Source organism: Bacteroides sp. K03 (assembly GCF_019734355.1).
Lineage (GTDB): Bacteria > Bacteroidota > Bacteroidia > Bacteroidales > Bacteroidaceae > Bacteroides > Bacteroides nordii.
This window is the reverse complement of the sequence record NZ_JAASHC010000011.1, coordinates 80,981-103,122: the sequence shown is the minus strand read 5'-3', so window position 1 is coordinate 103,122 and position 22,142 is coordinate 80,981. Positions and strand designations below refer to the sequence as shown.

20 protein-coding genes are annotated in these 22,142 nt (G+C 40.9%); 6 read left to right on the top strand and 14 right to left on the bottom strand.

The window, feature by feature from the left end; genetic code table 11:
• Positions 1–21 precede the first annotated feature (21 nt).
• The 11 genes from HCG69_RS10115 to HCG69_RS10065 all read right to left on the bottom strand — a co-directional run bounded on the left by HCG69_RS10115 (position 22) and on the right by HCG69_RS10065 (position 9,907).
• Positions 22–546, bottom strand: a complete 525-nt coding sequence (locus HCG69_RS10115; RefSeq protein WP_221649945.1) for a chromate transporter — start codon at positions 544–546, stop codon at positions 22–24.
• Positions 543–1,091: a chromate transporter gene (locus HCG69_RS10110; protein ID WP_221649944.1), complete on the bottom strand. Its 549-nt coding sequence runs from the start codon at positions 1,089–1,091 to the stop codon at positions 543–545. Before HCG69_RS10110 ends, HCG69_RS10115 begins: the two co-directional genes overlap by 4 nt.
• A gap of 299 nt (positions 1,092–1,390) precedes the next feature.
• On the bottom strand, positions 1,391–2,425 hold the full coding sequence (gene galE, locus HCG69_RS10105; protein ID WP_221649943.1) for a UDP-glucose 4-epimerase GalE: 1,035 nt from the start codon (positions 2,423–2,425) through the stop codon (positions 1,391–1,393).
• 219 nt (positions 2,426–2,644) lie between these two features.
• Positions 2,645–3,217, bottom strand: coding sequence for an electron transport complex subunit RsxA (gene rsxA, locus HCG69_RS10100; RefSeq protein ID WP_002562594.1), 573 nt, complete (start codon positions 3,215–3,217; stop codon positions 2,645–2,647).
• Positions 3,218–3,341: 124 nt separating this feature from the next.
• Positions 3,342–3,926, bottom strand: coding sequence for an electron transport complex subunit RsxE (gene rsxE / locus HCG69_RS10095; RefSeq protein ID WP_221649942.1), 585 nt, complete (start codon positions 3,924–3,926; stop codon positions 3,342–3,344).
• Positions 3,927–3,943: 17 nt separating this feature from the next.
• Complete coding sequence (locus tag HCG69_RS10090) at positions 3,944–4,582, bottom strand: RnfABCDGE type electron transport complex subunit G (protein WP_221649941.1); 639 nt, start codon at positions 4,580–4,582, stop codon at positions 3,944–3,946.
• A complete protein-coding gene (locus HCG69_RS10085) occupies positions 4,579–5,574 on the bottom strand; it encodes an RnfABCDGE type electron transport complex subunit D (protein WP_221649940.1) in 996 nt (331 codons plus the stop codon). The genes HCG69_RS10090 and HCG69_RS10085 overlap by 4 nt, the downstream gene beginning before the upstream one ends.
• Positions 5,575–5,580: 6 nt before the next feature.
• Positions 5,581–6,918: an electron transport complex subunit RsxC gene (rsxC, locus tag HCG69_RS10080; RefSeq protein WP_221649939.1), complete on the bottom strand. Its 1,338-nt coding sequence runs from the start codon at positions 6,916–6,918 to the stop codon at positions 5,581–5,583.
• Between the two features lie 35 nt (positions 6,919–6,953).
• Complete coding sequence (locus tag HCG69_RS10075) at positions 6,954–7,853, bottom strand: Fe-S cluster domain-containing protein (RefSeq protein WP_007485945.1); 900 nt, start codon at positions 7,851–7,853, stop codon at positions 6,954–6,956.
• 7 nt (positions 7,854–7,860) lie between these two features.
• The gene (locus HCG69_RS10070; RefSeq protein ID WP_221649938.1) at positions 7,861–8,280 is read right to left on the bottom strand and encodes a SoxR reducing system RseC family protein; all 420 of its coding nucleotides are present in this window, start codon (positions 8,278–8,280) and stop codon (positions 7,861–7,863) included.
• A 181-nt stretch (positions 8,281–8,461) separates the two neighbouring features.
• Entirely contained in the window at positions 8,462–9,907 is a 1,446-nt protein-coding gene (locus HCG69_RS10065; protein ID WP_221649937.1) for a DUF3078 domain-containing protein, read from the bottom strand.
• A gap of 234 nt (positions 9,908–10,141) precedes the next feature.
• Here HCG69_RS10065 and HCG69_RS10060 point away from each other — a divergent pair, with 234 nt between their 5' ends.
• The 6 genes from HCG69_RS10060 to HCG69_RS10035 all read left to right on the top strand — a co-directional run bounded on the left by HCG69_RS10060 (position 10,142) and on the right by HCG69_RS10035 (position 19,203).
• Positions 10,142–11,746, top strand: coding sequence for a CTP synthase (locus HCG69_RS10060; protein ID WP_221649936.1), 1,605 nt, complete (start codon positions 10,142–10,144; stop codon positions 11,744–11,746).
• 30 nt (positions 11,747–11,776) lie between these two features.
• Positions 11,777–13,627 (top strand): membrane protein insertase YidC, encoded by a 1,851-nt coding sequence (yidC, locus tag HCG69_RS10055; protein WP_221649935.1) that lies wholly within the window; start codon positions 11,777–11,779, stop codon positions 13,625–13,627.
• A gap of 127 nt (positions 13,628–13,754) precedes the next feature.
• Positions 13,755–15,086: an MATE family efflux transporter gene (locus HCG69_RS10050; RefSeq protein WP_221649934.1), complete on the top strand. Its 1,332-nt coding sequence runs from the start codon at positions 13,755–13,757 to the stop codon at positions 15,084–15,086.
• 76 nt (positions 15,087–15,162) lie between these two features.
• Positions 15,163–17,250 carry a S9 family peptidase gene (locus tag HCG69_RS10045; protein WP_221649933.1) on the top strand — a complete coding sequence of 696 codons (2,088 nt, stop codon included), beginning with the start codon at positions 15,163–15,165 and terminating at the stop codon, positions 17,248–17,250.
• Between the two features lie 164 nt (positions 17,251–17,414).
• A complete protein-coding gene (locus HCG69_RS10040; RefSeq protein ID WP_221649932.1) occupies positions 17,415–18,662 on the top strand; it encodes a hypothetical protein in 1,248 nt (415 codons plus the stop codon).
• Between the two features lie 328 nt (positions 18,663–18,990).
• Entirely contained in the window at positions 18,991–19,203 is a 213-nt protein-coding gene (locus HCG69_RS10035) for a DUF6132 family protein (RefSeq protein WP_221649931.1), read from the top strand.
• Positions 19,204–19,343: 140 nt separating this feature from the next.
• Here the strand turns inward: HCG69_RS10035 and HCG69_RS10030 are convergent, their stop codons facing one another.
• The 3 genes from HCG69_RS10030 to HCG69_RS10020 form a co-directional block, all read right to left on the bottom strand.
• Positions 19,344–19,850, bottom strand: coding sequence for a flavin reductase family protein (locus HCG69_RS10030; protein ID WP_044095616.1), 507 nt, complete (start codon positions 19,848–19,850; stop codon positions 19,344–19,346).
• A 75-nt stretch (positions 19,851–19,925) separates the two neighbouring features.
• Complete coding sequence (locus HCG69_RS10025; RefSeq protein WP_007485969.1) at positions 19,926–20,924, bottom strand: MBL fold metallo-hydrolase; 999 nt, start codon at positions 20,922–20,924, stop codon at positions 19,926–19,928.
• A gap of 135 nt (positions 20,925–21,059) precedes the next feature.
• On the bottom strand, positions 21,060–22,139 hold the full coding sequence (locus HCG69_RS10020) for a PspC domain-containing protein (RefSeq protein WP_221649930.1): 1,080 nt from the start codon (positions 22,137–22,139) through the stop codon (positions 21,060–21,062).
• Positions 22,140–22,142: the final 3 nt, after the last annotated feature.

Genomic DNA, 22,142 nt, shown 5'->3' with positions numbered 1-22,142 from the left:
TATTTTTTTAATCTGAATCCTTCAATACAGAATAAATCCCATTACTCCCGCCAATAGAATCATCAGAATCGGATGAACCTTATATTTCCAGGTCAGCAAAAAGGCTGCAACAAAGATCAGGATACTTTTGTAATCAATGAAGTTATCCTTATTCATCAATAACAAAGCAGCCGCCCCAATCAAAGCTACAGACATAGGAAGCAACCCCGACATGGCGGCATTGACATATTTGTTGTTTTTGAATTTCACAAAGAAATAAGAGATAAACAATACCATCAGAAAAGAGGGCAGACAGACCGCTACAGTAGCAATAACGGCACCCCATATATTACCTGTTACCGTATAACCTATGTAAGTTGCACTGTTTATGCCGATTGGACCAGGAGTCATTTGCGAGATTGCTACTACATCTGTAAACTGTTGAAGCGTCAACCAATGATAACGCTCTACTATCTCAAACTGAATAAGAGAGAGCATTGCATATCCACCACCAAACCCAAATACTCCAATTTTCAGATAAACACATATCAGTTGCCAGTAAATCATACGCTTCTTCCTTTCAATTTATCTTTTAGCCACAGTGTATATACCAATCCCCCAACGATGCCGGCCAACACAATATATACCGGCGATACACCGGCTTTCCATATCAATACCGTACCTATTGCCGGAGCAATCAACTCCATATATCCCATGCGAATAGCCTTTATAGCCGAAAGACAAGGTACCAGTATCAATGCCACAACAGCCGGACGAATACCATTGAATATTCTGATAACATATGGATTATCCTGAAACTTATCAAAAAACAAAGCAATAATCAGGATAATAACAAATGAAGGCAAAATAGTACCCAAAGCACAAACTAAACTCCCCCAAAAACCTCTCAATCTATAACCAACAAAGATTGATATATTAACAGCAAAGACTCCCGGCAAAGATTGTGTAATAGCAAACATCTGCATAAAATCTTCCTTAGTCATCCATTGCCGCTTCACTATCTCGCGTTCGATAAGAGGGATCATTGCATATCCTCCTCCTATGGTAAACATCCCTATTTTTACAAAATTGAGAAAAAGTGTCAGATACATGTCGTATTCATAAAAGTAATGCTTACAAAGGTAAGAAAAAAAGAAATATCAAAACTAAATAAGATAGGATATAACATAAAACGGTACCACGACTCACGTCGTAGTACCGTCACAACACAAACACAAAATAAAACACGACAAAACTACTATGCAATCTTACCTGTCTATGCCGGGGAGGCATATGTACCGAGTATGGATATTCACATATACATAAATGGCTTCAGGCCGATTTGCACTATATAAACAAATAACTCATGTATTTGTTTATTTCTTGTATGTTAATGTAACATAAACTCTTTTTATTGTATGCCTCTCTCACGGAGTTTCAGCTGCCAGTTCCATGCAGAACGTAAAGTATCTTCAATACTTTCTACAGCTTTCCAACCCAGTTCTTTATTTGCATAATCCGGGTTAGCCCATACTTTTTCGATATCACCGGCACGGCGTCCTACAATCTTATAGTTCAACTTCACACCGGTAGCTTTTTCAAAAGCATTTATTAACTCCAATACAGACAAGCCACGACCTGTACCAATATTGAATACTTCTACTTTCTCTTTTTGTTTTTGCTCAAGAATACGCTTAATAGCAATTACGTGCGCCTTGGCAAGGTCTACAACATTGATAAAGTCGCGGATACAAGAACCGTCAGGAGTATCATAATCGTCACCAAATACGCTCAGTTCCTTACGAATACCGATAGCAGTTTGAGTCAGATAAGGAATCAGGTTTTGAGGAACTCCGTTAGGAAGTTCACCCAACAATGCAGTAGGATGCGCACCTATCGGATTGAAATAACGCAACAGGATAGCATTGATCGGTGCACCGGAAGCTACTGTATCACGAACGATTTCTTCGTTTATCTGCTTGGTGTTACCATAAGGAGATTCAGCTTTCTTGATAGGAGCCTGTTCTGTTACAGGAAGTTCATCTGGCTGACCATAAACAGTACAAGAAGATGAAAATACAATACCACCTACATTATGCTTAGGCATCAATTCAAGCAGATTGATCAAAGAAACAAGATTATTGCGGTAGTAAAGCAATGGCTTCTGAACAGATTCGCCTACTGCCTTGCTGGCTGCAAAATGAATGATTGCTTTAATACCCGGATATTTGGTAAACACGGCATCAAGGCCATTAAAATCCAAGCAGTCAAGTTTTTCAAAAACGGGACGTATACCAGATACTTTCTCGATATTATCAACTACGTCAGCATTTGAGTTTGAGAGGTTATCAATGATGATTACTTCGTATCCACTGTTTTGAAGTTCTACTACAGTGTGAGAACCGATATAACCAGTTCCACCGGTTACTAAAATTCTTTCTTTCATATATTTATACTTGGTTAGTTCTTTCGGTTTTGTCCTTTTGTTCTGTTTGCAAATTTAGAAAAATTAATTTAGAAAAGCAGGATTGGTACAAAAAAAATCACCACAAAATAAAAAAGTTACGAGCTACAAGCCACGAACTATAAATAGCTGTGTATAAAACACAGACATTTAATTATTCGTAACTGTAGCCCGTAACTTATAATGAGTAGCTTATAACTACTACACTACTCCGGAGAATCCCATAAATGCCATAGCCAGCAAACCTGCTGTAATCAAAGCAATCGGTGTCCCTTTCATCCCTTCAGGAATCTTCACAAGACTCATCTGTTCGCGTAAACCGGCAAACAGCACAAGAGCAAGTCCGAAACCAAGAGCTGTAGAAAATGCATATACAACACCCGTCAACAGATCAAAGTCTTTCTGGATAACCAAAATAGCAACACCCAGGATACAACAGTTGGTCGTAATCAAGGGAAGAAATACTCCCAGCGCCTGATACAATGCAGGAGATACTTTCTTTAAAATAATTTCTACCATCTGTACCAAAGCGGCGATTACCAGGATGAAAGTAATAGTCTGCAAATAACCGAGTCCGAAAGCATCGAGTACAAACTTCTGAATCAGAAAGGTTACGATAGTAGCAATGGTAAGCACAAATGCTACTGCGGCACTCATACCTAACGCAGTTTCTACTTTCTTGGAAACCCCCAAGAAGGGGCAAATTCCCAGAAACTGTGACAATACGATGTTGTTTACAAAGATTGCCGATATAAATATCAATATATATTCCATAAACCTATTAATTAAAAATTATAAATTAGAATTCAGTAGTTAGTAGATAGAATCTATGCAGTATGTCAGTTACTATGCCGGATGGATTCTAACTACCAGCCACCAACTACTAAATTTAATTTTCTTAGTTTTTCTTCAAGCTGTTAATCAATGCAATAAGGTATCCCAATGCAATGAAAGCACCTGGAGCCAATACAAATACCAACATACCGTACTCTTCCGGGAAGATAGCAAAGTCAAATACTTTACCAGTACCCAAGAATTCACGCATAGCACCCAGCAGAGTCAAAGCAAACGTAAAACCAAGGCCCATACCAATACCATCGAACAAAGAGGATACCGGGTTATTCTTAGCTGCAAAAGCTTCGGCACGTCCTAACACAATACAGTTCACAACAATCAACGGAATGAAAAGCCCCAGTGTGGCATACAATCCCGGAACATAAGCCTGCATCACCATCTGCAACAGAGTCACAAAGGATGCAATAACTACGATAAAGGACGGAATACGCACCATATCGGGAATCAGATTCTTGATCAGCGAGATAACGACATTGGAACAAATAAGTACAAACATCGTGGCCAGTCCCATACCCATACCATTAATGGCAGAAGAGGTAGTTCCCAACGTAGGACACATACCCAGCAGGAGCACAAATGTAGGATTCTCTTTGATAATCCCGTTCATCAATACTTTAAAGTTATTCATTTCTTAATACTCCTTTCTTAATTAGCACTGATGGATTCAGCAGGTTCAACAACTTTTTGTGTAGCACCAGTAGTTCCGTTGGTGTCATCATTGCCCTTGTAAGCGGCATAGGCAGCATTCACTGCATTAAGAAATGCACGTGAAGTAATAGTCGAAGCGGTAATAGCATCTATCTGACCACCGTCTTTACTCACTTTCAACGGAGCTTCACCCGGATTCATACCTTTAATGCTTCCTTTGCCACCTTCCTTAAACCAGTCAGCAGCTTTAGAGCCCAATCCCGGAGTTTCTGCATGAGACAGCAAAGAGTAATCATAGATTTTACCATCGGCATCAAAACCTACCAGAACTTTCAGTTCGCCACCAAAGCCCATAGTCGTAGATTCTACAGCAGCACCTACCCACTGACCGTCTTTTTTAGCAGGATAAATAGTATATTCAACCCCATCTATAGTTTGCTTGGTAGCTTCTGTAGTAGGGTCATTATCAAATGCAGGTACAACCACACTAATAGCATCGCTCAATATCTTAGCATTGGCTTCGGCTATCGGTCCTTTTGTAAGTTCATTTACATAAGCCAGTAACGCCACCGAAATAGCAGTAACCCCGGTAAGTACCAGCAACATATTCTTTAATGATGATTCTAATTTTTTCATTTTTTCTTCGCTACCTCCCCAAAGCGTTTAGGTTTGCAATATGTATTTATCAGCGGAGTAAATGCATTCATAATCAAAATAGCGAACGACATACCCTCAGGATAAGCACCAAACAAACGGATAATGACAGTCAGCAGACCGATGCATACACCATAAATCAACATACCTTTCTTACTCATCGGAGAAGTAACATAATCCGTTGCCATAAAGATAGCTCCCAACATCAAACCACCGGTAAGTAATTGAAGAACCGGAGATACATACAATGCCGGATTCACCAAATGCATAATACCGGAGAACACAAATACAGTAACCAGAATAGATACCGGAATGTGCCAGGTAATAATCTTCTTCCACAACATATAAATAAGTCCGAGTAGCAATGCAGCAGCACTTACTTCGCCCAAACATCCGCCATTCTGACCAATAAGAAGAGTCAGAGCATCAGGAAGCTGATCCAGTGAAACACCGGGAGCACCATTGATAATCCCCTTCATAATAGCCAGTGGAGTAGCTCCCGTAGTAGCGTCAGCATAAGCTGTAAGCTGACCTACAACCGGCCATGTAGTCATCTGCACCGGGAATGAGAGCAATAGGAATACACGTCCTGCCAATGCCGGATTAAAAGGGTTATTACCTAAACCTCCGAATGACATCTTGCCTACACCAATAGCAAACAGTGCACCCAAAATGATAATCCAGACAGGAAGGTTAGACGGAAGATTGAAGGCAAGCAACACACCGGTGATGATAGCCGAACCGTCACAAATAGTAGTAGTTTCTTTCTTTAGCAGGTACTTGCCGATAGCCCATTCAAAAAAGACGCAGGCTACCACAGAAGTAGCTGTAACAATAAGGGCACCCAACCCGAAAAAGAGTAGCGACACGATAAAGGCAGGGAATAATGCAATTAGTACACCATACATATTCTTCTGTATGCTGTCTCCGCCATGAACGTGAGGTGATAGTGATACTATAAATTTATTTTCCATACTTCATTATTTTTTAGCTTGACGTGCACGAATCATAGCCCCTACTTTACCTTTGCCTAAACGACAATAGTCGAGCAACGGACGGTAAGCCGGACAAGTGAACTGGCAGGAGCCACATTCAATGCAGTCCATGATTCTCTCAGTTTCCATTCTTTCAAATTCTCCGTTTTCGGCCAATGCAGAAAGCAGATAAGGTTCCAGTCCCATCGGGCAAGCACCTACACACTTCGCACAACGAATACAATTTTGTATCTCGCCACGCTTCGCTTCTTTCTGATTCATAATGAGAATACCGGAACTACCTTTAGCAGTAGGAACGTCAATATTAACCAATGCTTTCCCCATCATCGGACCACCACCGATTACCTTACCTGTATCTTCGGGTAAACCACCACAAGCATCAATCAACTGACGCATCGGTGTACCTACACGTGCCATAAAGTTAGAAGGTTTGGCAAGCGACTTACCGGTAACGGTAATAACACGCTCAAACAAAGGTTTATTTTTCTGCACAGCCTGATAAACAGCAAAAGCAGTACCCACATTCTGCACTACAGCACCGGTAGAGATAGGAAGTGCTCCGCTCCCAACCTGGCGTTTGATTACTGCATCAATCAGTTGCTTTTCACCTCCCTGCGGATATTGCACTTTCAAAGCTACGACTTCAATGCCGGCATAACCAGAAGCTATTTTAGTCATCAGTTCAATAGCATCAGGTTTATTATTCTCGATACCAATAAATGCCTTATTCACCTTTACAGCCTTCATCAGGATAGAAACACCTACCATGATTTCTTCAGCATGTTCCAGCATTAATTGATGATCGGCCGTCAGATAAGGTTCACATTCCACTGCATTAATGATAACACATTCAGCCTTGAATGAAGGAGGAGGACACAATTTTACCTGTGTAGGAAAACAGGCACCACCCAAACCAACAATACCTGCATCGGCTATCTTTTTTACAATCTCTTCAGAGCTCAGTTCGCACTCTCTCACCAGTGTTTCACTACGATCGATACTTTCTTCCCATTCGTCTCCTTCTACATCAATGAAAATGGCAGGTTTGGCATAACCGCTTGCATCAACGATCGAGTCAATTTTGGTTACCTTTCCGCTGACAGAAGAATGAATAGCTGCCGAAACAAAACCAGCAGGCTCGGCAATCTTTGTGCCCACTTTCACCACGTCACCTTTAGCCACAACAGGCTTTGCCGGAGCACCAATGTGCTGGCCCAGCAGAATTACCGCTTTTGACGGAACCTCTGCCGTAATGATGGGCTGATGTGCTGAGAGTTTATTTTCCTGTGGATGAACACCACCAATTGAAAATGTCTTCAACATACAATTCTGTATTTTATCTGTTATTATTCTATTATTTACGCTTCGGCTGCGGGAGCTGCTTTAGGAGCCTCCGCTTTGGGAGCCTCTGTTGCAAGAGTCCCTTCAGCCTTTGGTTTACGCGGCGGGAAATTTAACTCAATAATTGTTCCTTGCGGACAAACTTCCACACACTTACGACATGATTTACACTTATTGGGATCAATGTAAGCCAGATTGTTCTCGAGCGTGATAGCTTCGAACGGACAAGTCTTCACACATTTACCACAACCGATACAACTAACAGTACAAGCCTTGCGTGCCACTGCACCCTTGTCTTTATTAACACAAGACACATACACACGACGCGACTTTTTACCTTGCGGACGGATTTCAATAATTGCTTTCGGACAAGCTTTTACACAAGCACCACAAGCGGTACATTTTGCCTCATCTACTTCCGGAAGCCCGGTCTCCGGATTCATGTGGATAGCATCGAACTGGCAAACAGCTACACAGTCGCCACATCCCAGACATCCAAAACTACAACCTGTTTCTCCACCATAAAGAGAAGCAGCTATCGCACAGCTCTTTGCACCGTCGTACAGATTGGTACGAGGACGATTAGCACAGGTTCCGTTACATCTCACCACCGCAACCATTGGTTCGGCTTCACCGGCATCGAGTCCGAGGATAGAGGCCACTTGCGTCATAACATCCTGTCCACCTACAGGACAGAATTTACCTTCGAGCGAACCAGCTTTCACACAAGCGTCAGCAAATCCACTACATCCCGGATAGCCACATCCACCGCAATTGGCTTGGGGCAACACTTCGGACACCTGGGCAATACGCGGGTCTTCATACACGGCAAATTTCTTGGAAGCGGCATACAGAATGGCAGCTGAAACCAGCGCAATGGCTCCCAATGAAATTACTGCAATCAGAATCAAATTCATAAATTAGTTATTTTATTGGTTTTATAGTAAATGAAAATTTCTGTTTCAATCGGTTCTTATTCAACCACAATACACAATAATAAGGAATAAGAAGAGCAAGCGATGTAAGTGACGCATAGAGCTCGTCGTTCATCACTGCCATAAATAAGAAAAGGGAAAGTATTAAAAGTACAAAAGGAAATACGAAAGCCAAAGCAACAGCCATCATCCCCATAGAGGTTTCGCCGGTCACCATTACCTGTTCTCCAATCTGATAAGAAGATGCCGAAGGATCAACAATGTCGATAACCTTCTCTTTACTGTCTGCAGAGGAACAATGCCCTTTGACACTGCATGCCGAGCATGCTGATGTCTGGATAATTCTCACTGAAAGATGAGAATCATTTATGTTTTCCACAATACCTTGATGCTTTATTGTATTAGCCATTTTGCAAACTGAACATTACAAATTGCGGCAAATTTAAGCATTATTTGTGAACTACGAAGCGTTAGGCTGTTTTTTCTATGTGTTAAAGTGTTATTTTTACGTTTTTTGTTATCGCACACAATAAATAACGAAGGGCGACCTATATGGCCGCCCTTCGTTAATATGCTTACAAAAAGTTAACTTACCATTGATAATTGATACCAAAACTGAGCAATTCCTTTACTTGAAAATAGCTACTTCCCTCAGTTGGTTTCGAACTGTCATCATAACGTGCATGTACATAAAGTTTAGTAGACAGATAACGGTTCAGAACAAAGTTTACTGTATTTTCCCACTCTATACGCACCCATTTGTAACTGGTGAGGTAATTTAAACGAGAGTCAAGAGTCACGGAAGGAATGATCGTCCAGGTCAGAGTCGGCTGAAATTGTGAACCAAAATCATTTTTAGAACATTTGCCTTCATCCAGACCGAATTTTGTTTCATTTACTTCACTGTTACCTATATAACGGAGGTTATAAGTCAAAGGAGCCAAGAACAGAGAGAAGTTAAATTTCTTCTTCTTCAATTTATAATCCATACCAATGCTGACTGCCAAATCTGCCGGAGCAAAGAAAGCAGAAACGAGTTCTTCACTATTGGCTTTATAACCATTAGCAAACTGAGTTTTGAATTCAGCGGAAACAGTATAATACCAGTTATGAGCAGCCTGAATACCCAGTTTACTATACAAACGAAGCTGGTCTGTATTCACTAAATATTTATGGTACTTATCCGACGGAGTAGAGTTGAATCCTAATTTAGCTTCCAGCATATTCTCAAACTGCACCTTCTCACGGTCATTGTAATTAGCAAACAGTTTCAAATTGGCAAGCAATGCATTATTGCTTTCTCCTCCTTTATACCAGTTATCCGAAATATAGTTTTGGGTAATCTGCAAAGAACCATTACCACCAGTTACCCACCAGTTAGGTTTACTGATTTTCAGTTCAGCCTCTCCTACTGCAACATCCATCGGCTCTTTATCAAACAAACGAAGCACCTCTGTTTTTGCCTTAGGCTTCACATCTTCACGGAACACCTTTCGGCTTCTGATACGATCTTCTGTTGTGCGAACCAACTGAGGAGCATTCAAGTAAACCCCCATCAATGACTGGTCAACAATCTTGTTGGCGCGTTCCAAAGTCGTGAAACGATCTTTATCATAAGGTAACCAATTAGAATAATCCACAGAAACAGAATCCAGTTTAGGCATCTCCCAATCAATTTTAGAGTAATATGCAATCGGAGAATAATAATATGCCAACGGCACAAAAAGACGATAGTATTTCGGATGAACCGGAATATAACGTTCTGGCACAGCAGGATCATTCAAATAATCTAACTCTCCAATATACTTTTGATACAAATAAGAAACTGTATCCAGTTTATTGGTCTCAGTATTCAATTTCAAAAAGAGATAAGACTGAAGTCCTTCCGAAAGCGTATCAGGTTTCATGGTCAACAGTGTATCAGCTTTTATTACATTAGTCCTGTTTTTCGACACAGTCCCGACTACATCTTGCGCCACAACAGACGAAGAAAAAATAATCGCCAATGCGAATGATGAGATATAACTATTTTTCATAATTCATGCTATTTGAGCGCAAAAATACATCAAAATCTTCAGAAAACATAGAAAAAGTAAAAAGTTGTTTTCACCAACCTTTTTGTAAGGCTCTAAGGAGGGAATTGCATTTTTTAATAAATTTGTTTCTGTGAATACTTACTACTTCCTCATTTTTTTGTAATTTTGCAGTTTTTAATGCGTTAGATTCTTTAGAATACTACTAGTAAACAAATAATTAAAACAGTTATAGCTGTGGGAGAAACAAAGTATATTTTCGTCACCGGTGGTGTAGCTTCCTCGTTAGGAAAAGGTATTATCTCATCATCCATCGGTAAATTGCTGCAAGCAAGAGGTTACAATGTAACCATTCAGAAGTTTGACCCGTACATCAACATCGACCCGGGAACACTGAACCCTTATGAACACGGAGAATGTTACGTGACTGTAGATGGACACGAAGCTGACCTCGATTTAGGACATTACGAACGCTTCCTAGGAATTCAGACAACAAAAGCCAATAACATTACTACCGGACGTATTTACAAAAGTGTAATTGACAAAGAACGTCGTGGTGACTATTTGGGCAGAACCATTCAGGTAATCCCACATATTACAGACGAAATTAAACGCAACGTCAAACTATTAGGTAATAAATACAAATTCGACTTTGTAATTACCGAAATTGGCGGAACAGTAGGCGATATTGAATCACTTCCTTATGTGGAAAGTATTCGCCAGTTAAAATGGGAATTAGGTAAAGATGCATTATGTGTACACCTTACTTATGTACCTTATCTGGCTGCAGCCGGTGAACTGAAAACCAAACCGACTCAGCATTCGGTAAAAGAGTTACAAAGTGCAGGTATCCAACCGGATATTCTGGTATTACGTACAGAGCACGAACTTACCGCCGGACTTCGTAAAAAAGTGGCATTGTTCTGCAATGTAGATGAGAATGCAGTAGTACAAAGTATTGATGCTCCTACTATCTACGAAGTACCTTTGCTGATGCAGGCTCAGGGATTAGATGAAACAATCCTGAAAAAGATGGGACTTCCTGTTGGAGAAACTCCGGGATTAGGTCCGTGGCGTGCATTCCTCGAACGTCGTCATAAAGCAGAACAGAAAGAACCCGTACATATTGCGTTAGTTGGTAAATACGACTTGCAAGACGCATACAAATCTATCCGTGAAGCGCTTTCACAAGCCGGAACTTACAATGACTGCAAAGTTGAGGTGGATTTCGTAAACAGTGAAACACTTACAGATGACAATGTAGAAGAAGCATTGAAGGGAATGTCCGGCGTAATGATAGGTCCCGGATTTGGCCAACGTGGTATTGATGGTAAATTTGTAGCTATCAAGTATACCCGTACCCACAACATTCCTACATTCGGTATTTGTTTGGGTATGCAGTGCATTGCTATCGAATTTGCCCGTAACGTACTTGGATACAAAGATGCCAACTCACGTGAAATGGATGAGAAAACACCGCACAATGTTATCGACATCATGGAAGAGCAGAAGGCAATCACTAATATGGGAGGAACCATGCGTTTGGGTGCATATGAATGTACATTGGAAAAAGGTAGTAAAGCTTACGAAGCCTATAAAACAGAACACATTCAGGAACGTCACCGTCACCGCTACGAATTCAATAACGACTTTAAAACTGAATATGAAGCAGCCGGCATGAAATGTACTGGTATCAATCCTGAATCAGGTCTTGTAGAGATTGTAGAAATCCCTACCTTGAAATGGTTCGTAGGTACTCAGTTCCATCCGGAATATAGCAGTACGGTATTGAATCCACATCCATTGTTCGTATCATTCATCAAGGCGGCAATCGGAAAATAAAAATAAATCATAATTCATAACTCTAAAAAAATGGATAAGAACACCATTACGGGTCTCGTTTTAATAGCGCTATTATTAGTGGGTTTCAGTTTCTTTAGTCGTCCGAGTGAAGAACAGCTTGCTGCACAAAAGAGATACTACGACTCCATTGCAGTGGTGCAAAAACAGGAGGAAGCTCTAAAAGCTAAAACTGCCGCTGCATTGGCTAATGAAAAAGAAGAAACAACAAGCGTAGATTCTACTTCACTCTTTTTTGATGCCATGGAGGGTAAAGAGTCCTTCACCACCATTCAGAATAATCTGGTAGAAATTACATTTGTCAATAAAGGAGGCCGTGTTTACTCTGCCATGCTGAAAGATTATAACGGGCAAGATGGCAAACCAATCGTATTGTTCAATGGCAGTGATGCTGAGATGAGCTTTAATTTCTACAATAAGAAAGAAACAGTACAAACCAGGGATTACTATTTTGAAGTAGTTAATAAGACCGATAGTAGCATTACGATGCGTCTGGCTGCTGATAAAGACAGTTATATTGATTTTGCTTACACTCTGAAACCAGACAGTTATCTACTTGGATTTACCATCCAGGCAACGGGTATGACTGGCAAACTTGCTTCAACAGACTATGTAGATATCTCATGGTCGCAACGCGCCCGTCAGCTTGAAAAAGGATACACTTACGAAAACCGTCTGGCTGAATTGATGTATAAGGTAGCAAATGATGGAACCGATAACCTCTCAGCTGCCAAGGACGATGAAAAGCAGATTGAAGGCCGCGTAGACTGGGTTGCCTTCAAAAATCAATTCTTCTCTTCCGTATTTATTGCTAATCAGGACTTCGACAAGGTAGTAGTAAAATCAAAGATGGAGAAACAAGGAACCGGTTATATCAAAGACTATTCTGCTGAAATGAATACTTTCTTTGATCCGACAGGTAAACAGGCTACTGATATGTACTTCTACTTCGGACCGAATCATTACAAAACGCTTAAAGCACTTGATAAGGGACGTGATGACAAATGGGAACTCGACAATCTGGTCTATTTAGGATGGCCTCTGATTCGCTGGATCAATAAGTATATTACAATCAACGTGTTCGACTGGCTTTCGGGTTGGGGACTGAGCATGGGTCTTGTGTTACTATTATTGACCATCATGGTGAAAATTGCAGTATATCCGGCAACCTGGAAAACGTATATGTCATCTGCCAAGATGCGTGTATTGAAACCGAAGATTGATGAAATCAATAAGAAGTATCCGAAGCAGGAAGATGCAATGAAGAAGCAACAGGAAGTAATGAGCCTGTATAGCCAGTATGGTGTCAGCCCAATGGGAGGATGTCTGCCAATGTTAATACAGTTCCCGATTCTTATGGCATTGTTTATGTTTGTACCGAGTGCTATTGAACTTCGTCAACAGAGCTTTTTGTGGGCACCGGACCTCTCTACGTATGATGCCTTCATTACATTCCCGTTCCATATCCCATTCCTGGGTAATCACCTCAGTTTGTTCTGTTTGCTGATGACAGTAACCAATGTTTTGAACACTAAGTATACTATGCAACAACAGGATACCGGTGCACAGCCTCAGATGGCAGCAATGAAATGGATGATGTATCTGATGCCGATAATGTTCCTTTTCGTATTGAACGATTATCCTTCGGGATTGAACTATTACTATTTCATTTCAACATTGATCAGTGTGGGTACAATGATCGTATTGCGCAAAACAACGGATGAAGACAAGTTGCTGGCTATCCTTGAAGCAAAGAAAAAAGACCCGAAACAAATGAAAAAGACCGGTTTTGCCGCTCGCCTGGAAGCTATGCAAAAGCAACAGGAACAAATGGCAAAAACAAGACAACAACAGAAGAAATAATAAAAATTAATTCTGTATGATGTAGAAAGCCGGGCAAATCCAAAAGGGTATTTGTCCGGCTTTATGCTTGTGCTTCCCGCACGGGGAAGTACGCCAAGCGATAAAACGACTATAAACAAACAAAGAGATGAAAACTAAATATACTTATAAGGAGATATGGATTATCTCCTACCCTATCCTTATCAGCCTTATCATGGAGCAGATGATAGGAATGACGGACACAGCCTTTTTAGGACGTGTCGGAGAGATTGAATTGGGTGCATCTGCCATTGCCGGAATCTATTACCTGGCTATCTTTATGATGGCATTCGGTTTCAGTATCGGAGCACAAATCATGATTGCCCGCCGCAACGGAGAACAACGGTACAACGAAATAGGTCCTATCTTCTATCAGGGAATCTATTTCCTATTAGCATTAGCCGCCGTCATGTTTACCTTATCGATATGCTTTTCACCGCATATACTGAAGAATATTATCTCTTCACCAAACATCTATGAAGCCGCCATCAGTTACATCAACTGGCGTGTATTCGGTTTCTTTTTCTCGTTCATAATGGTGATGTTCCGCGCTTATTTTGTAGGTACTACGCAGACAAAAACCCTAACCCTGAACTCCATTGTAATGGTACTGTCAAACGTTGTATTCAACTATATCCTGATCTTTGGTAAATTCGGTTTTCCAAAACTTGGTATTGCCGGAGCAGCCATTGGCTCATCACTGGCAGAATTGGTATCGGTACTGTTCTTCGTCATCTATACCTGGAAACGGATTGATTGCCGGAAGTATGCACTACACAAGCTCCCGGCCTTTCAATCTAAAACGTTGAAAACTATATTGGGAGTGTCTTTCTGGACTATGATACAAAACCTGCTGTCCATGTCCACCTGGTTTATGTTCTTCCTCTTTGTAGAACATCTGGGCGAACGGGCACTGGCCGTTACCAACATCATCCGCAATGTCTCAGGCATACCATTTATGATGACAATGGCATTTGCTTCTACCTGTGGTTCATTAGTCAGCAACCTGATCGGAGCCGGAGAAATACAATGTGTACAAGGCACCATTCGTCAGCATATCCGCATCGCATATGCTTTTGTATTACCACTGTTGATATTCTTTGCTCTGTTCCCCAACCTTGTACTGAGTATTTACACCGATATTCCGGAACTGCGGGAAGCCTCCATACCATCATTATGGGTACTATGCACGGGTTATCTGATAATGATTCCGTGTAATGTATATTTCCAGTCCGTATCCGGAACCGGTAACACGCGAACTGCATTAGTCATGGAAATATGTGTGTTAGCTATTTATATTGCATATATCACATACATCATCCTGTATCTGCGAGTAGACGTAGCTATCTGCTGGACAACAGAACATCTGTATGCCACTCTCACGTTGATACTATGCTGGTGGTATATAAAGAAAGGAAACTGGCAGAAAAAGAAAATATAATTCAATTTATCTGTCACCCAATCCATGAATAAAATTTAATCGTTATCTTCGCACATCTTAATTTAACTGAAAAAATATGAGACAAGCCAAACTGTTAGTTATGTCAACAACAATGATGTTAGCAGCCTGCGGTGGAACAAAAGATGCAGGACAGAGCGCAGAAGCACTCATCGGCAAATCGGATATCAAGATTGAAGAAATGCGTATGACACCCGAAGCACTATGGGCCATGGGGCGCATCGGTGAGGTATCCGTATCACCCGACAATCAGAAAATTGTGTATAGTGTAGCTTACTACAGTGTACCGGAAAACAAAAGTAACCGCGAACTTTTCACCATGAAAGCGGACGGAAGTGACAACAAACAGATCACTCACACCCCCTATCAGGAGAATGGAGCCATCTGGATTAAGGATGGAACTAAAATAGCTTTTCTAAGCAATGATAACGGAAGCAGCCAGATTTATGAGATGAATCCGGACGGTAGCGGACGTAAACAACTCACCAACTATGACGGGGATATTGAAGGCTTCTCTATTTCACCGGATGGAAAAAAGATTCTTTTTGTCTCACAAGTGAAAACAGTAAAAAGCACAGCTGATAAATATCCGGATCTGCCCAAGGCATCGGGTATCATCGTTACCGACCTGATGTATAAGCATTGGGATGAATGGGTAACAACTGCCCCACATCCGTTTGTAGCCGATTTTGACGGAAACTCAATCTCCAATATCGTTGATATCCTGGATGGCGAACCTTATGAAAGTCCGATGAAACCCTGGGGTGGTATGGAACAACTGGCATGGAATACAACTTCAGATAAGATAGCTTATACCTGCCGTAAAAAGACGGGATTAGAATACGCTGTTTCTACCAATTCGGATATTTATGTGTATGACCTGAAAACAAAGCAAACGACTAATATTACCGAAGAGAACAAAGGATATGATACCAATCCGCAGTATTCTCCGGATGGTAAATACATTGCCTGGCAGAGTATGGAACGCGACGGTTATGAAGCAGATCAGAACCGCCTTTTCGTAATGAACCTCGAAACAGGCGAAAAACGGTTTGTCAGTAAAACATTTGAATCAAACGTAGATGCTTTCATCTGGAGTGCAGATGCACAAACGATCTATTTCACCGGCGTATGGCATGGAGAAGTACAGATATATGCCCTCAACCTTGCTGATGATTCTATCAAACCGATCACCGAAGGAATGTATGACTATGATGCTCCTGCCCTTTTCGGGGATAAACTAATTGCCAAACGTCATTCAATGAGTATGGGCGACGAAATTTATGCCATCTCCCTGGACGGAAAAACCACTCAACTGACACAGGAGAACCAACAGATCTACGATCAGCTTGAAATGGGTAAAGTAGAAGAACGTTGGATGAAGACTACAGACGGAAAACAGATGCTGACTTGGGTAATTTATCCCCCTAAGTTTGATCCGAACAAAAAATATCCAACCTTACTCTTCTGTGAAGGTGGTCCACAAAGCCCCGTTAGTCAGTTTTGGAGTTATCGCTGGAACTTCCAGATTATGGCAGCTAATGACTATATCATCGTTGCCCCGAATCGTCGCGGACTTCCCGGCTTTGGTAATGAATGGAACGAAGCTATCAGCGGCGATTATGGCGGCCAATGCATGAAAGATTATTTCACGGCAATCGATGAAATGACAAAAGAGCCGTTTGTTGATAAAGACCGTTTGGGCTGCGTAGGTGCCAGCTTCGGTGGTTTCTCTGTGTACTGGCTCGCCGGACATCATGATAAACGTTTTAAAGCATTTATTGCACACGACGGTATCTTCAACATGGAAATGCAGTATCTGGAAACAGAAGAAAAATGGTTTGCCAACTGGGATATGGGTGGCGCCTACTGGGAGAAACAAAATGCAACAGCGCAACGTACCTTTGCCAACTCTCCACATCTGTTCGTAGACAAATGGGATACCCCTATCCTTTGCATCCATGGAGAGAAAGACTACCGTATCCTTGCCAATCAGGCAATGGCTGCATTCGATGCTGCGGTAATGCGAGGTGTTCCTGCAGAATTACTTATCTATCCGGATGAAAATCACTGGGTACTCAAGCCACAGAATGGTATCTTGTGGCAACGCACATTCTTTGAATGGCTGGATAAATGGTTGAAATAAAGAACCAATCCGATAAATAGTAAAAGTCTCTTTGATTCATCAAAGGGACTTTTTTCATTTTATAAGAAAAAGAACGAGGAATGTGTTTAGCACTAACGTCGTGTCAGGTGTATTTATAATAGATATAATGAAACCCTCTGATTAACTTTACATAAAATAGAACTATGAAAACAATTCTTTTAAAACTACTTCTCATCTGGGCACCTGCTTTCCTACCTCTACTTTCTTATGCACAAAGTAATTATCGTCCCGGACTGATTATTACGATCCAAAACGATACTGTATATGGACAGATAGACTTCCGGACAGATAAGATGAATGCCAAACGATGTGTGTTTAAGCCAGAAAGGAGTTCGGATATTATAACCTATTATCCAAATGATATACAGGGATATAGATTCACGGATGACGGAATATATTATATTTCATATACGATAGAGCTAAAGCACAGTGAAGCACCTCAGCCTGTTTTTCTTGAATACCTTCTTCAAGGTATAAAGAGTCTGTATTATTATGAAACAGAGAATTATGAGTCTATCTACTTTGTAGAGAGTGGTGATAAATTGATAAAAGTAGATGCACCCAAGATCATTACTAAAAGAGAAAATGGCAGCCAATATACTGGTAATGTGAAACGCTATATTCCAATATTACAATATGCCTTTGGAGATTGCCCAGCTTTGGAACATAAAATCAGAAGAACATCATTTACTCATAAAGGCCTGATTGATATTGCAAAAGATTATCATTATGCAATGTGTACCAGCAATGAAGATTGCATTGAATTTGAGACTAAAGAAGACAAACACTCCCTAAGACTGTATGTGACTCCTTATGCCGGAATACAACAATACAGTTTCCCTTCAAGAGGCCCTTGGCATAATTTTAGTAAACCTGATTTATCCTATCTGTTTGGTGTAAACCTGGCATTGAACAGCCGACGTTGGATGAGCTCTTTAAGCGCATCTATGGATATTTCCATTTCTCATTTCAACAGTGTAGAGCAAAGATCTTATCAAACCTATAAGATGGTAGATGGCAGTATTTCTGAAACTTATCTTCATCATTATACCAGAAGTAGCTCACTAACATCACTCTCTGCAAAATTAGGTATCCGCTATACATATCCAAAAGGCAGAATACGTCCTTTTATAGAAGCCGGTGGAGCATTTGCAGGTATGATTGGCAGAAAGTTCGGTCCGGAACAGGAAGGAGATTATAGCTCTATAGCAGAAAACGTTGCAGAAGATACAGCTTTAGGATACTATGCCAATGCAGGCTTACAATTCAAACCGGTAAAGCATAGAGATCAATATATTGTATTGCGGGCACAGTTTGAAGCTGCTCACCATGCAGGTCTTGGCCTTCCACTCTACAATGCATGGTCGGGTGCTATAGGATATACTTTTTAATAATGACCTATTGAGGGTAAAGATTATTACTTATTCTTACTATGGTCTTTTACAATGACTTTACATACTCAGGAGACAAGCTATTCTCTTCTGTCAGAACTCCATTTTATAACTGATGAACGGAATTACACTATCAAAATAGAAATCAAGCAAGTTTATACACAACAAAGTTGATCCCTTTTTCTTAATTCTTATCAAATCCATGAATTATTAGCAAATAAATGTTGCTATACAAATATTTTCCGAAGGAAATTTGTTTTAATAGAAAAATAGTTAAGCTGATTACATAACTATATGCTTCAAAACGAAGCTTTAATAACAGAATAATATGATAAGAAATTTCTTTAAAAGCCAGTGGCTTACTTTGACAGGAATAGCAGTTGGTGCATTGGGTGGTTTTCTGTACTGGAAATTTGTAGGTTGCGCCACTGGGAGTTGCCCTATCACATCTTCACCTGTTAATAGTGCTTTATGGGGGGCACTTATGGGTGGACTACTCCTAAGTTCTTTTAAAGTGACAACTAAAGAAAAAACAAAATGAAAAAAATGGCTAAAAGTGGAAAGGAAACAAGGAAAAATAAAAATAGGTTTTAGGTGATTTGATTATTCATTTCTTCTGAGAAGGATGAGGTTGAAAAGTTATACCAACTGCATCCTTCTCAGAAAAATAACAGACCAGTATCAACGCATCCACACGCTCTCTATTTCAACCACATACATTTTGTGAAAACCACCATGTGCACCTCCATACCATTTATCAATCAGTTTCTTATCAAAGAAATTTTCAGGATCAATAGCATCCGCATAGAGCTTTTTACATTCTAAACTCAGACGGGACTGTTCAAAAAACACATTTCCTTGCTCTGTAAACAACGGCTTCAATCCGGTTTCTTTCACTTTATCTACTTCTCTACCTGACTTTGATCCGCAAACGGCATGAATCTTTTTATTTTCTTCTCCCAGAAAAGAGAGGGTGAGATAATCGCCTTTCTCAATAAACTCATACGTATATCGTTCGGGGCGAACAAAGACAAAGGCTACCGGTTTGTTCCACAACCAGCCAATACCTCCCCAACTAGCAGTCATGGTATTAAAACCATCTTTGTTACCGGCTGTCACCAACATCCACTCTTTGCCAATGGCTTCAAAAAAATTCTCCGAAAGCTCTTTTATTTCTACCTTTTTCATTGCTATTTCTATTTGTGCTTCCCGCACAGGGAGGTGCGACAAGCGATGTTCTTTATAAAAATAATAATACAATCTTTACTTCTGTCTTTTCAACTTCACAACCTCTCCAAGTGCAGGAATAACCACATTGACCTTCCGTTTTTTTGCCTCAGCAGCAAATACCTGAGGAGGATCATGAAGTGGCTCATCTGATAAATCGAATGTTCCGTAATGCATCGGGATAGTCAATCCTGCCTGCATCTCTTGTGAAGCCGTCAATGCTTCATGAGGAGAAATATGATTGGGACGCATAAACCAGCGGGGCTTGTAAGCACCAATCCCTACTAAGGCATAATCGGGAGCACCGAAAAGTTCCGGTATCTCCGAAAAATGTTGTGAATATCCGGTATCACCACTATAATAAACAGACATACCATCTCCCTGAATCATAAATGCACCCCAAAGGCGCTGTCCGCCATCACGCACCGAACGTTTACTCCAATGCTGGGCAGGCAGAAAAGTGATTTTCAATCCTTCATCCATTATCTGCTGATACCATCCGGCCTCTACCATCTCAATCTCCGGAAACCAGCTTTTTATCAACTCTCCGGTACCCAAGCCGCAGAAAAGTTTCATCTGAGGATTGCTCTTTAATAGACAACCGACACTCTGTTTATCCAAATGATCAAAATGATCGTGACTAATCAACAGATAATCAATTCCGGTAAAAATGTCCGTATTGGCAGGAAACTGACTTCTTCGACGTACAAAGGGAATACTCCCGAATACCGGGTCAAACATAATACGTTTCCCTGCCAGTTGCAGAAAAAAAGAATTATGCCCAAGCCATATCAATGAGTTTCCCGTAACTGCATCCAATGAACGAAGATAGTTTACTCTCGGTTCCCACTTAACGGTACGTTTCTCTTTCCGTTGCGGATTGGGAGACAAACGCCATTTCAACACACTGCCCATTCCGGGCCGAAAACGATGCTGCCGATTGAAGAACCGCCCTTTTACCATTGGATTTCCCCTCCAATAGGGGTTTATAGTGGCCAGACGCTCGTTACGTCTGAAACATATATGCTCACCCATATTTCTCTAAACCAAATAAGATATCACAAACTTAAATAAAAATCATTGACTTACAAATAGAATAAACAAAAAATGTGCCCCGGACACACTAAACGGGGCACATTTTATAAAACTAACTAAATATTTAACAAATGCTTAGATTGAATGGATACCATAAAGCGGAAATTGCCATCCCAAAGCAGAGAGATTTACCAGGAAAATAACCAGTCCAAGTATCCAGAGAACCAGTAAAGACCACTTCAGACCAGTTGCCATCGGTGGCCAATGGAATATTTGCCGAAGGATCGTATAAACGATGCACGCCAACGGGATACCCATCAAAACCACACCGGCTAAACTGCCTGCCACCGTCATAAACGGAGAGATAGATGCCAAAGGTGCCCAGTCGACTGCTGGAAGCATTTCATACAGAACGGCTCCCCCACCAATGGCTGCCGCAATGGCAGCAATAACCAATGCCACAAAGATAATAGCAAGTACAAACAACACCGGACTGAAAACAATGGCCAACACTACCAGACAGGCTTTCAAAAAGAATCCTGCAACCGCAACAAACGCATCTCCCAGTTTTTGAAGAAAGGTACGCGGTTTATCTGAATGCATATAGCTATTCACACCATTGGCTACTTTTTCAAAACCATCGGTCACTGTCTTTCCTATATTCTCAACAGTTACCGCTTCGCCACGCATACTAAGCTTCTCTGCCGCAGTACGGGCCTCCGGAATAACAAGCCAGCAAATGATATATACAGGAATTAATGTACCATATCCACAAATAAGAATGACCAGTGCCAACAGGCGCAACAAGGTCGGATCCCATCCCAAATAGGCAGCCAGCCCACTCAATACTCCGCCCAACAACTTATCATCCGGATTACGATACAACCGGCGCCGGGTAGTATAGGTATAAGAAGTAGAATTACTTGTTGAAGTTTTCTTTTCTTCTTCATCGGTAGTTCCGAAATCCTCAGGTTTTCCCACACGGGCAATTACCTCTTCTACATCAGTAAGTGTAATCACTTGCGAACCTGCATTCAGTTTTTCCAGAAACAATTCCGAAATACGGTTCTCAATATCATCTACTATTTCTTCGGCACCCTCTTGCTTACGAAAATGAAGTTTGAGGTTGCACAAATAGTTGTCCAGCAATCGGTAGGCATCCTCATCTATATGGAAGACAGTTCCACCTAAATTTACAGTCAATGTCTTTTTCATTGT